Source organism: Nocardia tenerifensis NBRC 101015, from assembly GCF_000308715.1.
Classification (GTDB): Bacteria; Actinomycetota; Actinomycetes; order Mycobacteriales; family Mycobacteriaceae; genus Nocardia; species Nocardia tenerifensis.
The window spans coordinates 1-12,008 of record NZ_BAGH01000076.1 but is presented as its reverse complement, the minus strand read 5'-3'; the positions used below and the strand labels follow the sequence as shown (position 1 = coordinate 12,008).

Here is a 12,008-nt window from a genome sequence, read left to right as displayed (position 1 = left end):
TCCGGTCGCGTTACCCGGCCGCGCCCGCCAACCGGTCCACCGCCGTGGCCAGGGTGGCGGCGTCGGATGTGGTGAAGCACAGGCGCATCGAGTTCTCGTAGCCGCCGTCGACGGCGAACGCCGAGCCCGGCACGTAGGCGACGCCGGCCGCCAGCGCACGCGGTAGGAGCAGGTCGGTGTCGGTGCCGTCGGTGAAGTCGGCCCAGACGAACATGCCGCCGGTGGCGTCGGTACAGCGCAGCCGGTCGCCGAAGGTGGTGCGCAGGGCGTGCACCAGGGCCTTGGCGCGCTCGCCGTACGCGTTCCGGACGGTGTCGACGTGACCGTTCAGCCAGGTCTCGTCGGCGAGCAGCTCGGTCGCGATCTGCTGGGTGAACGCCGAACCACACAGGTCCGCACCCTGTTTCAGCAACTCGACGGCGCGGCAGACCGGATCGGGCGCGACCATCCAGCCGACCCGCAGCGTCGGCGAGATGATCTTCGAGGCGCTGGAGAGCCGAATCACGTTGGGCGCGTAGGTCGCCACCGGCGCCGGGGCCGGGCGGTCGAACCAGAGTTCGCCGTACGGATCGTCCTCGATCACCCAGAACCCATATGCCGCAGCGAGTTCGGCGAGCTCTCTGCGGCGTGCCGCGCTCTGCGTCACGCCGCCCGGGTTGTGAAAGTTGCTCACCGTGTGCACGAAGGCGGGCCGCTCGCCGCGCGCCAGCAGCTCCTTCAGCACGTCGACGCGCATGCCCTCGGCGTCGAGCGGAACGGCCACGATGCGCGCGCCCGCCGCCCGAAAGACCTGCAGCGCACCGACATACGCCGGATCCTCCACCACGACGAGCGCGCCGGGGTCCAGCAGCACCTCGGCGAGCAATGACAGCGCCTGCTGCGAGCCGTGCGTCACGAACACCTCGGCGACCTCGACCGTCCGCCCCAGCCGCGCCGACTCGCGTTCGGCGAGCACCGCGCGCAGCGGCGCCCAGCCCGGCGACTCGGTGTACTGCAGCACACCGGCCCGGCGCAGCGCGTTGTCGGCCGCCACCGCCAGCCGCTCGCGCGGCATCAGCTCGGCATCCGGCAGCCCGCCGGCCAGACTGATCACCTCGGCCCGGGCGGTGAGTTTCAGCAGGTCACGAATCGCCGAGCTGCGCAGGGCTGCGAGTTTGCCCGCGAGCGGCGGAAGAGGCGCCGTCATATTCTCACTGTTCCACAGGCCAACCAGAATATGAAACGATTATCTCAATATTTGAGATCACTCGCGCTTCTCGATCGAGTACAGCAGGTTCTTGCCGTCGCGCACCACCGTGGTGATGATCTGGGGGTAGAGCCGCTCGGTGCCGTCGGGGCGGAACTCGCGCAGGTCGACCGCGTAGGTCCCCGGCGACATCTCGGAGATCCGCAGGCAGTGCGTGGTGCCCCTGGGCACCTCCTCGTCGATGCCCTTCTGGATGATCTCCGCGGTGGACACGTTGAACGTGTCGTCGGCGACGAACTTTCGCGCGCGCTCGCCGCTGCGCTCCACATAGAAGGCGTACTGGAAGCCGAGGATCGCGCCGGGTCCGCTCGCGGTGTCGCCGTTGCCGTTGCCGATGGTCACCTTGCCGCTCTTGGTGGTCGGGCAGTTCTGCGCTGTACTGGTGGCCGCGGCGGGCGGGGACGCGTTGTCGTCGCCGGTGTTCCTGGATACGAGGATCACGGTCACCGTAAGACCGACCAGGATGACGACCGCGAGGATGCCCGCGAGCACATTGCGGCCGGTGTGCGAGCCGGACCGCCGGGGCGGAGTGGGCGTTGCGGCCGGCGTCGACGGGGCTAGTCGCTGTGCGATCGGGTCGTCGGCCCAGGACAGGCTCGGCGAGGTCAGCGGAGGCGGCTTCGGCACACTGCCGGTATCGGTGGGGCGGGTCCACCAGGAGTCCTTGTCCGCGTCGCCGGACGAGCGCGCGGCCTCCAGCCGATCGGGCGGAATCCGGGGCGGAACGGGCGGCGTCGCGGGCCGCGGGTCGGGGGTGGACGACGAGTCGGGTGCGCGATACTGCGGGATGGGCGGGGACGTCGTCCCCGAGTCCGCGGCGGGCCGCCACACCAGCTCGGGATGGTCGCCCGTCTGCTCGGGCACCTGCCAGCGAGGTCCGGTATTCCCCGTCGGCGGGCCGAATTCGGCGACGGGCGGACCGAATTCCGAAATGGGAGGCCCGAATTCAGAGACAGGCGGGCCGAATTCACCCACCGGGGGGCCGAAATCCGACGCGGACTGGTCGTCGGATTCCTTCTCCCTCGGATCACCCTCGGAGGTCACACCCAATCCTTTCCCCAAGACACGCGTATGGGGCGGTCGCGAACGACCGCCCCACCCGTCGAATCAGCCCCAGTAGTCTCAGTACTGGAGTGAACCACCCCACTGGGTGGTGACACCACCCACGTCGACCGTCTGCGGGGCGAGATCGCCCGGCTGCAATGGCAGTTTAACCTGCGCGGCCGCTTCGAGGGCTGCTGCGCCGCCAGGCTGCTCCTTGATCCAGTCCTCGACGGCCGCCTTGGCCAGGTTGGCCTGGGTGGTGTCGAACACGGAGATGGTCTTGTTGTCGGCGAGACCGACACCGCCGGTGTAGGTAGTGACCTTCACCGTGTTGGCGTCCACGTACTCGACCGAGACACCGGCCTCACCCGCGCCGGCCGGGGTGCGGTAGCCGATGGTGCCGACGTAACCCGACTCGTTGTTGAAGTGGTGGGTGTTGGCCACGTACCCGGGCAGCAGCGTGCCGCCGTCGATGTTCGCGCCGACCTCCTGGTGCGGACCCGTCATCTCGACGACCGGGGCGGGCGGAGCCGCCTGCAGCTGCGGGGACTGCCAGCGCGGCTGCTGCGGCTGGACCAGGGTCTGCGGCTGCTGCGCCTGCGCGTTCTGGTCGCCGGGAGTGCTCGGTGCGGTCTGCGTGCCCGGCGAGCTCGGCTGCTGCGGGGTGGTCGCGCCGGGCTGGGCCGGCTTCTGGTCACCCGGCTGCGTCTCCGGCACCACCGCGGGCTGCGGCTGATCCGACTGACCCGGCACCGGCAGCGGCGCGACGCGCGGGGTGGTGACACCCGGCTGCGTCGGCTGGGCCAGCTTCGGATCCTTGTTCGGATTCGGGTTCGGCATCACCTGATTGGGGTCGGGCGTGGTGACGCCCGGCTGGCTCGGCGACGGCGCGACGGTGGGCGGCTTGTTCGGATCCTGCTTGTTCGGATCCGGCTTCGTGGTGTCCGGACTCGGCGGCGCCTCGTTCACGCCCGGCTGCGCCGGAGCGGGGCTCGGCGGCGCGGTAGTGGGCGGAATGCTCGGATCGTTCGGAGCCGCCCCCGCCGGTGCCGCCAAGAGAGAGGCCACGGCGGCCGCTGCGGCCAGTGGCAACGAGGTGCTCGCCATCGCTCGCTGCGCCCGACTCGGCTTACGATGTTTCACTTTTCGTTTCCCTTTCCCGGGTGTGACCTGGGTTCGGTCGCACTCAGTTGTCTCTGCCGAGACGCCCGGTCGCCGAACGACGCGAAGGTCGTTCGACGTTTCGACTGGGAAAAGAGCCATCCCCCCGAACACCGAACCACGCGACCGCCCGCCGATCGCATCTCTGCGGGAAGTGAACCATATGTAGGCCTGATGAGCAATGTGAATCAGAACTTCTGGCAGCGCGAACCCCGCTGGACCGCAAGACATTCAGTCCAGGTCGTCGTGGCGCATGAGCTGACGTGCCGCTTCGGTCACCGAACCGGTCAGCGAGGGGTACACCGAGAAGGTCTGTGCCAGATCGTTGACGGTCAGGTTGTTCTGCACCGCGAGCGCGATCGGCAGGATGAGCTCCGAGGCGATCGGCGCCACCACGACGCCGCCGATGACCACGCCGGTGGCCGGCCGGCAGAAGATCTTCACGAAACCCCTGCGCAGACCCGACATCTTGGCCCGCGGGTTGGTGTTCAGCGGGAGCATCACCGTGCGGGCCGGCGTCTCGCCGTTGTCGATTGCGGTCTGGCTCACACCGACCGTGGCGATCTCCGGGCGGGTGAACACCGCCGACGCCACCGTCTTCAACCGGATCGGGCTGACGCCCTCGCCGAGCGCGTGGTACATCGCGATGCGGCCCTGCATGGCGGCCACCGAGGCGAGGGGCAGCAGGCCGGTGCAGTCGCCCGCCGCGTAGATGCCGGGCACGGAGGTCCGCGAGACCCGGTCGACCCGCAGGTAACCACCGCGGTCGAGTTCGATGCCGACCCGGTCCAGGCCGAGCCCCTCGGTGTTGGGCGTGGAGCCGACGGTCATCAGCGCGTGCGACCCCGCGACGGTCCGGCCGTCGGACAGCTTGACCACGACCCCGTCGGCCGTGCGCTCCACCGCGTCGGCGCGCGCGTGCTTCACCAGTTCGACGCCGCGCTCGGCGAGCGCGTCCTCGAGCACCAGGGCGGCGTCGGCGTCCTCGCCGGGCAGCACCCGGTCCCGGCTGGAGACCAGCCGCACCCGCACGCCCATCTCGGTGTAGGCGGAGACGAACTCCGCGCCGGTGACGCCGGAGCCGACCACCACCAGGGTCTCCGGCAGCTCCTCCAGGTCATAGAGCTGGCGCCAGTTCAGGATTCGCTCACCGTCGGGTTCGGCGCCGGGCAACACGCGCGGGCTCGCCCCCGTGGCGATCAACACAACCTCGGCCTCGATGGTCATCTCGGAGCCGTCGGCCAGCTCGGCGTGCACCTGGTGCGCGGCGAGGCCGGTGGACTTGTCGGTCAGCTGCGCGCGACCGGCCAGCACGGTCACGCCGACGGTCTGCAGCTTGGACCTGATATCGGAGGACTGCGCCAGCGCGAGCGCCTTGACGCGGCCGTTCACCTCGGCCAGCTGCACCTTCGCCTGGTTCGGGTCGAGGGTGATACCGAGATCGCGGGCGCGGCGCAGGTCGGTGCGCACGCCGGTGGAGGCGATGAAGGTCTTCGACGGGACACAGTCCCAGAGGACACAGGCCCCGCCGATGCCGTCGCTATCGATCAGCGTCACCGACGCACCGTGCTGGGCCGCCACCAGCGCCGCCTCGTAGCCGGCCGGTCCGCCACCGATGATCGCTATGCGGGTCATTGATACCTCCGCTCCTGGTTGCGCACCGGGATCTCCGGTACCTGTCAACGTTATCGGGCGAGGCCCACCCGTCGCCCGACCACCACCCCCCACAGGTCCAGACAGCCGCCGCGCCCGGAACGCGCCGCAGGAATACCGCATCTGGCCGGGATGGAGTCGATCCTCGGAGGTTATTGGCTACCCTTCTCTGGTGCCGATTTACGCCGCCTACGGGTCCAACATGGACTCAACCCAGATGCTCGAGCGCTGCCCGCACTCGCCCATGTCCGGAACGGGCTGGTTGGAGGGCTGGCGGCTCACCTTCGCTGGTGACGACATCGGCTGGGAGGGGCCCTTGGCGACGGTGGTCGAGGAGCCCGGCTCCCGAGTCTTCGTCGTCCTCTACGACGTGTCGCCCGAGGACGAGCAGCGCCTCGATCGCTGGGAGGGCTCGGACTTTGGCATCCACAAGAAGATCCGGCTACGCGTCACCCGCAGCGAGAGCGGCGCCGAGCCGACCCTGGCCTGGCTGTATGTGCTCGACGCGTACGAGGGCGGGCTGCCGTCGGCCCGCTACATCGGCGTCATCGCCGACGCGGCCGAAAAGGCCGGGGCGCCCGCGGATTACGTGCACTCCCTGCGCACCCGCAACAGTCGCAACGTGGGGCCCGGCAACTTCGGCTGACAGACGAACGACGTGGCCGACCCCGAGGGGCCGACCACGTCGTTGGAGATCGATCTGCGGCTCGCGTTAAGCGTTCAGCACGATATTGGTCAGCACCCGCACGCCGACCGAGAGCGCCCGCTCATCGATGTCGAAGGTCGGCTGGTGCAGGTCCAGCTGCTCGCCGTGCCCGGACCAGACGCCGAGACGCGCCATCGCGCCGGGCACCTCCTCCAGATACCACGAGAAGTCCTCGCCGCCACCGGATTGCATGGTGTCGGCCAGCGCGTCCGGGCCGAGCCTGCGGATCGCGTCCTCGAACATCCGGGTGGACTGCTCGTCGTTGACCACCGGCGGCACGCCGCGGCGATAGTTCAGCTGGTATCGCACGCCGGTCGGGGCGAGCAGGCCGTCGACGATCTCGCGCACCATCGGCTCGAGCAGCGACCAGGTCGCGTGATCGCCGGTGCGGACGGTGCCGGTGAGCATGCCGGTCTGCGGAATCGCGTTGGGCGCCTTGCCGGCACTGACCGCACCCCACACCATGACCGTGCTGGTGCGCGGATCGATGCGGCGGCTGAGCAGGCCCGGCAGGCCGGTGATCACCGTGCCGATGGCGTAGACCAGATCGCTCGTGAGGTGCGGGCGCGAGGTGTGCCCGCCCGGCGAGTCGAGCACCAGCTCGACGGTGTCGGCGGCCGAGGTGATCGCGCCGACGCGGATGCCGACCCGGCCCACCTCCAGGCGCGGATCGCAGTGCAGCGCGAAGATCCGCTCCACACCCTCCATCGCGCCGGTGGCGACCACGTCGATCGCGCCGCCCGGCATGACCTCCTCGGCCGGCTGGAACACCAGTCGCACGCCGACCGGCAACTCGGGCACCTCGGCCAGCGCGAGCGCGGTGCCGAGCAGGATCGTGGTGTGCGCGTCGTGCCCGCAGGCGTGCGAGACGCCGGGCACGGTCGAGGCGAAGCTGAGGCCGGTGAACTCCTGCAGCGGCAGCGCGTCCATGTCGGCCCGCAGGCCGATGCGCGGGCCCTCGGGGCCGATGTCACAGATCATGCCGGTGCCGCCGGGCAGCGGCCGCGGCGTCAGGCCGGCCTTGATCAGCCAGGAGGAGACGAATTCGGTGGTGGCGAACTCGGTTCGGGACAGTTCGGGGTTGGCGTGGATGTGCCGACGCCACTGCACGAGGTCCGACGCGTGCTCCGACAGCCAGCCCTCTACTGATCCCAAACCTGTTCCTACGGTGTTCGGCAATACGATGTTCGCCGGGCTGTCTGCGAGGGCGCACGCCCCCGTATCGGTCCCAGTCGCCCGTTCCGCCGAACGGCCGGTAGTGCTCACCGAGATTCCTCCTGTCGTTGAACGAGCCGTTGCAACAACCTGTCCCTGTTGTCTTCATCGCCGGCAGCCGTGATCGCGGTACGCGCGAGTGCGAGCGCACCATCGACCACCGCGCGATCCGCCGAAGCGTTGACGCTCGCCGCGGCGAAACCCGGCTGATGCGTCACCGCGCCACCGGCATCGATGCCGATGACCGGGTGGATGCCCGGGATGACGTTGGTGACGTTGCCCATGTCCGTGCTCCCGAGCGGCCGCTGTGCCTCGAGCTCGGGTGCGATCGGCACTCGCCCCAAACCGGTTATCTGCTCGCGGTAGGCAAACAGTAACGCCGGATCGGGTGTCAGCTCGGTATATGTCGGCGCGACAGTCCGGATTTCGTGGGTGCAGCCGGTCGCAAGGGCGCCGGCCTCGAAACACGCCGACGCTCGTCGCATCAGATCGTCGAGGGAGGCGGAGTCGACTGCGCGTAGGTAATACAGCAGTTCCGCACGTCCGGGCACGATGTTGGGGGCTACGCCACCATCGCCGACTATACCGTGCAGTTGCTGACCGGGCTGGAGATGCTGCCTCAGCAATCCCAGAGCTACCTGAGTGACGGTGACCGCGTCGCCGGCGTTGCGGCCCAGTTCCGGTGCTGCGCTGGCGTGCGCCTCGCGGCCGTGGAACTCGATGGCCAGATCGGCCATCGCCAGCGAACGCGCGCCGACGATGTCGAGCGGGCCAGGGTGCACCATCATCGCCATCGCCACGTCGTCGAAGACGCCGTGCTCGAGCATCAGCACCTTGCCGCCGCCGCTCTCCTCGGCGGGCGTGCCGAGCACGAGCACGGTCAGCCCGAGCGCGTCGGCGACCTCGGCCAGGCCCAGCGCCGCGCCGACCGCTGACGCGGCAATGATGTTGTGCCCGCAGGCATGTCCCATACCGGGCAGCGCGTCGTACTCCGCGCAGATACCCACGGTCAGCGGGCCGCTGCCGAAGCTCGCGCGAAACGCGGTCGGCAGCTCGGCGACGCCGGTGGTGACCTCGAAGCCGCGCTCGGCGAGCGGCGCGATGGCCTTGGCGACGCTTCTGGTCTCCTCGAACGCGAGCTCCGGCTCGGCGTGGATGGAGTGCGAGAGGTCGATCAGCTCGTCGACCGCGGCCTTGATCGCCGCGTCCGACTGCTGCATGGCATCGGCGCGCGTGACGTCGTAGTCGCTGCGCGATTCCTGGTGCCCGCTGCGCGGTGGTGGCATGGAACACAGTCTTGCACTCGGCCGCAAACCGAGGGTATCCCGCGCCGGTCCAGCGCCTCGGGAACTGCCGCGTTTCGTACCGCCGCTGCGTTATTCGCGCACTTCAGCGGCGTCGGCACCGCCGAACGTTCGGTCGGTCCGATGGCCGGACCTAGCCGGTGGCGAAGGCCAGGTTCTCCGGAGTCGTCGGCACGGCGAGACCGGCGAGCGCGTCGGCGTGCAGCGCGCGCTTGATCACCGCCAGATTCGGCCTGCGGTTGCTCGCCAATGCCGCGGCCTTGGCCACCGCGGTCGCCAGCAACGACTCCGCGTCGGCCTTGCCGTCCACGATGCCCGCGGCGATGGCCTCGTCGGCCGGGTTGCGGTGGCCGGTGGTCATCGCCTGCACGCAGACCTGGTTGGCCAGCCGCCCGCTGAGCAGAGCGTTCATGCCGACGGTGAACGGCATGCCGAGGTGCACCTCGGGCAGGCAGTAGAAGCCGCGATCGGCGCGCATCATCCGGAAGTCGTGCGAGGTCGCCAGCATGGCGCCCGCGCCGAAGGCGTGGCCGTTGATCGCGGCGACCGTCGGCATCGGGAACTGGAGCAGCCGGGAGTAGAGCGAGTGCACGCGGTCGAGGTAGCCGTGCGACTTGTCCAGGTTGGCGAACAGCCAGTCGGTGTCGAGGCCGTTGGTGTAGAACTTGCCGGTCGCCACGGTGACCAGCGCGGCCGGCCCCTCGGAGCTCTCGACCTTGTCCAGCACGGCGTGGAACTCGTCGATCCAGTCCGGGTGGAAACGGTTCTCGCTGTCCGTCTGCCCCTCGTTTCCGAGGTAGACGACGAACACATCCCCTTCACGTTCCAGATACGGCATGGGTGCAGAGTATCCGGCGCGCGGAGCGGCCCCTACTCGCGGGTAGCATTTCTGTGCCGCACTCTCTACCTCGCACGCAGCAGCCGTATGCCCTTCTCGCAATCATCGCGCGCACCTATGATCGGGCGTGCTCGAGGACCACGCGATCAGCCTTGGGGGACTTGATCTTCCCGCGCGATTCACGACTACGGCCCGTCCTCAGTCCCGAGTAGAGAACCCCCGGCCGGGGACGACGAAGCGGGTCGACAGGCAAGCCCATGACCGGGCAGATCCAATACAGTGATCCCATGCTTGCCGAACAGGCCGCCGAGGCGATCGCCGAACGTACTGGAGTGCCGCGTCACCGGGTTGCGGTGGTGCTCGGCTCGGGCTGGCAGGACGCGGCCGCGGAGATCGGCACGCCCGTCGCGTCGGTGCCCATGCCGGAGCTGCCCGGGTTCGGGACGCCGAGCGCGCAGGGGCATGTCGGCATGGTCCACTCGGTCACCGTCGGCGAGACGCCGGTGCTGCTGCTGATGGGACGCCAGCATCTGTACGAGGGCTACCAGCCGACCGATGTGGTGCACCCCGTCACCGCGGCCGTCGCGGCCGGCGCCGAGATCGTGCTGCTCACCAACGCCGCGGGCGGGATCCGCGAGGGGCTGCGGGTCGGCGAGCCGGTGCTGATCAGCGATCATCTGAACCTCACCGGCCGCACGCCGTTGACCGGGGCGACGTTCGTCGACCTCGTCGACGCCTGGGACCCCGAATTGCGTGCTCTCGCAAAGGAGATCGACCCGAACCTCACCGAGGGCGTGTACGCCGGGCTGACCGGCCCGCAGTACGAGACGCCGGCCGAGATCCGGATGCTGCGCACCGTCGGCGCCGATCTGGTCGGCATGTCGACCGTGCTGGAGGCCATCGCCTGCCGCGCGCTCGGCGCACGGGTGCTGGGCATCTCGCTGGTCACCAATCTGGCCGCGGGCGTCACCGGCGGACATCTCTCGCACGCCGAGGTGCTGGCCGAGGGCCAGGCCGCCGCACCGCGCCTGGGCAAGCTGCTGCGCGGCGTGCTGGAGCGGGTGTAGATGCTGCGCTTCGGCACGGCCGGTCTGCGGGGACCGCTGCGCGAGGGTCCCGACGGCATGAACGTAGCGACGGTGACCAGGGCCACCGCCGGTCTCGTCGAGTGGCTGCGCGGGCGGTGCCTCGGCGGCGGCAAGGTGGTGGTCGGCCGCGACGCGCGGCACGGGTCCGCGGAGTTCGCCGCCGCGACGGCGGAAATCTTTGCCGCGGCAGGCTTTCCGGTGACGCTGCTGCCGCGGCCGCTGCCCACGCCCGTGGTCGCGTACGCGGTCCGTGAGCTCGGCGCGGTGGCCGGCGTGCAGATCACCGCGTCGCACAACCCGGCCACCGACAACGGCTACAAGGTCTACCTCGACGGCGGCTCGCAGCTGCTCGCGCCCGCCGACGCCGAGATCGAGCGGCACATCGACGCGGTCACCGATCCCGTCGCGCGCACGCCGGTCGCTGCGGCGGGTGACGACGTGGTGCAGCGCTACCTGGACCGGGTTGCCGCGCTGCCCTCGCTGATCGGCGGCGACGGGGCGCGGGCCGCCATCCGGATCGCGCTGACACCACTGCACGGCGTCGGCGGCGAGCTGGCGGTGCGCGCCCTCGCCGCGGCGGGCTTCACCGACGTGCACGTGGTCGAGGAGCAGTTCGAGCCCGACCCGGACTTCCCCACCGTCGCGTTCCCGAATCCGGAAGAACCCGGCGCGACCGATCTACTCCTGGCCCTCGCCACCCGAGTCGGCGCGGACGTCGCCATCGCGCTCGACCCCGACACCGACCGCTGCGCCGTGGGAATCCCGTTGCCGGACAACACCTGGCGAATGCTGCGCGGCGACGAGACCGGCGTGCTGCTCGGCGACTGTGTGCTGCGCACCGCGCCGCCGGACGCCCTGGTCGCCACCACCATCGTGTCGTCGCGCCTGTTGTCCAAGCTCGCCCCGGCCCGCGGGGCCCGCTACGCGGAGACCCTCACCGGCTTCAAATGGCTGGCCAGGGCGGGCGACGGCCTGGTGTATGCCTACGAGGAGGCGATCGGTCACTGCGTCGACCCGGCTGCTGTCCGCGACAAGGACGGCATCTCGGCCGCGGTGCTGGCCGTCGATCTGGTCGCCCGGCTGAAGGCGGTGGGCCGCACCCTGTCCGACCGACTCGACGACTACGCGGTCGAATTCGGCCTGCACAGCACGGATCAGGTCGCGCTACGGCTGGACTCGCCCGCGGCCGCCGCGGACGTGGTCGCCAGGCTGCGCGCCAACCCGCCGGACGAGATCGCGGGCGAGCCGGCGAAGTACACCGACCTGCTTCAGGTGCGCGGTCGGATGCGGACGGACGCACTGGTTTTCGAGGGCGCCACGTCCCGCCTCGTGATCCGACCGTCCGGTACCGAACCGAAGCTCAAGTGCTATCTCGAGGTGGTGACGCCGGTCGCGGCCGCCGCCGAACTGCCGGCCGCCAGGGCCACCGCGCAACAGCATGTTTCCGCATTGCGCGATTACTGCCGGGGGCTCTGAACAGCCAGGCATCATCAGATGATGACGGCGATGCACTGTACCCACTGCGACAGCGAGAACCTGATGCCCGGCTTCATCGAGGATTCCGGCGACAGTTCCCGCGGCCATGCCCGCTGGGTCGAGGGGCCGCTGGAGATCGGCTACTGGGGCGCGATCCGGACCGGCCGTGCGCACTGGCTGGTCGACGCCTACCGGTGCGCGGACTGTTTCCACCTGGAGCTGTTCACCCGGACCAAGGATGAAGTGGGCAGCGAACGCCCTCGGCGTCCCCGGGCTC

At 70.0% G+C, this 12,008-nt stretch carries 11 protein-coding genes; 4 read left to right on the top strand and 7 right to left on the bottom strand.

Annotated features, from left to right (window positions below; all coding sequences use genetic code 11):
* Positions 1-10: 10 nt before the first annotated feature.
* The 4 genes from ON39_RS06135 to ON39_RS06120 form a co-directional block, all read right to left on the bottom strand.
* Positions 11-1,186, bottom strand: coding sequence for an aminotransferase-like domain-containing protein (locus tag ON39_RS06135; protein ID WP_040732060.1), 1,176 nt, complete (start codon positions 1,184-1,186; stop codon positions 11-13).
* A 57-nt stretch (positions 1,187-1,243) separates the two neighbouring features.
* Positions 1,244-2,290 (bottom strand): DUF8176 domain-containing protein, encoded by a 1,047-nt coding sequence (locus ON39_RS06130; RefSeq protein WP_040732101.1) that lies wholly within the window; start codon positions 2,288-2,290, stop codon positions 1,244-1,246.
* A gap of 78 nt (positions 2,291-2,368) precedes the next feature.
* On the bottom strand, positions 2,369-3,397 hold the full coding sequence (locus ON39_RS06125) for a hypothetical protein (RefSeq protein ID WP_255219234.1): 1,029 nt from the start codon (positions 3,395-3,397) through the stop codon (positions 2,369-2,371).
* A gap of 285 nt (positions 3,398-3,682) precedes the next feature.
* Positions 3,683-5,086 carry an NAD(P)H-quinone dehydrogenase gene (locus ON39_RS06120; protein WP_040732057.1) on the bottom strand — a complete coding sequence of 468 codons (1,404 nt, stop codon included), beginning with the start codon at positions 5,084-5,086 and terminating at the stop codon, positions 3,683-3,685.
* Positions 5,087-5,276: 190 nt separating this feature from the next.
* On the opposite strand from ON39_RS06120, the gene ON39_RS06115 reads away from it, so the two are divergent.
* Positions 5,277-5,750 (top strand): gamma-glutamylcyclotransferase family protein, encoded by a 474-nt coding sequence (locus ON39_RS06115; protein WP_040732053.1) that lies wholly within the window; start codon positions 5,277-5,279, stop codon positions 5,748-5,750.
* A gap of 66 nt (positions 5,751-5,816) precedes the next feature.
* Here ON39_RS06115 and ON39_RS06110 read toward each other — a convergent pair whose 3' ends face one another.
* The 3 genes from ON39_RS06110 to ON39_RS06100 form a co-directional block, all read right to left on the bottom strand.
* A complete protein-coding gene (locus ON39_RS06110; protein WP_040732049.1) occupies positions 5,817-6,965 on the bottom strand; it encodes a M20 family metallopeptidase in 1,149 nt (382 codons plus the stop codon).
* A gap of 107 nt (positions 6,966-7,072) precedes the next feature.
* A complete protein-coding gene (locus ON39_RS06105; RefSeq protein WP_040732097.1) occupies positions 7,073-8,245 on the bottom strand; it encodes a M20 family metallopeptidase in 1,173 nt (390 codons plus the stop codon).
* 217 nt (positions 8,246-8,462) lie between these two features.
* Positions 8,463-9,167, bottom strand: a complete 705-nt coding sequence (locus ON39_RS06100) for an enoyl-CoA hydratase-related protein (protein WP_040732046.1) — start codon at positions 9,165-9,167, stop codon at positions 8,463-8,465.
* A gap of 257 nt (positions 9,168-9,424) precedes the next feature.
* Between ON39_RS06100 and ON39_RS06095 the strand changes: the two genes are divergently transcribed.
* The 3 genes from ON39_RS06095 to ON39_RS06085 form a co-directional block, all read left to right on the top strand.
* On the top strand, positions 9,425-10,234 hold the full coding sequence (locus ON39_RS06095; protein ID WP_051186344.1) for a purine-nucleoside phosphorylase: 810 nt from the start codon (positions 9,425-9,427) through the stop codon (positions 10,232-10,234).
* Positions 10,235-11,731: a phospho-sugar mutase gene (locus tag ON39_RS06090; RefSeq protein ID WP_040732043.1), complete on the top strand. Its 1,497-nt coding sequence runs from the start codon at positions 10,235-10,237 to the stop codon at positions 11,729-11,731.
* 30 nt (positions 11,732-11,761) lie between these two features.
* On the top strand, positions 11,762-12,008 hold a 247-nt coding region (locus ON39_RS06085; RefSeq protein WP_218006153.1), incomplete at its 3' end, for a hypothetical protein.

Excerpts from the sequence above, each read along its gene's own strand:
- ON39_RS06120 (WP_040732057.1), bottom strand. The coding sequence starts at position 5,086 with ATGACCCGCATAGCGATCATCGGTGGCGGACCGGCCGGCTACGAGGCG.
- ON39_RS06105 (WP_040732097.1), bottom strand. The coding sequence starts at position 8,245 with ATGCAGCAGTCGGACGCGGCGATCAAGGCCGCGGTCGACGAGCTGATC.
- ON39_RS06135 (WP_040732060.1), bottom strand. The coding sequence starts at position 1,186 with ATGACGGCGCCTCTTCCGCCGCTCGCGGGCAAACTCGCAGCCCTGCGC.
- ON39_RS06125 (WP_255219234.1), bottom strand. The coding sequence starts at position 3,397 with ATGGCGAGCACCTCGTTGCCACTGGCCGCAGCGGCCGCCGTGGCCTCT.
- ON39_RS06100 (WP_040732046.1), bottom strand. The coding sequence starts at position 9,167 with ATGCCGTATCTGGAACGTGAAGGGGATGTGTTCGTCGTCTACCTCGGA.
- ON39_RS06095 (WP_051186344.1), top strand. The coding sequence starts at position 9,425 with ATGACCGGGCAGATCCAATACAGTGATCCCATGCTTGCCGAACAGGCC.
- ON39_RS06090 (WP_040732043.1), top strand. The coding sequence starts at position 10,235 with ATGCTGCGCTTCGGCACGGCCGGTCTGCGGGGACCGCTGCGCGAGGGT.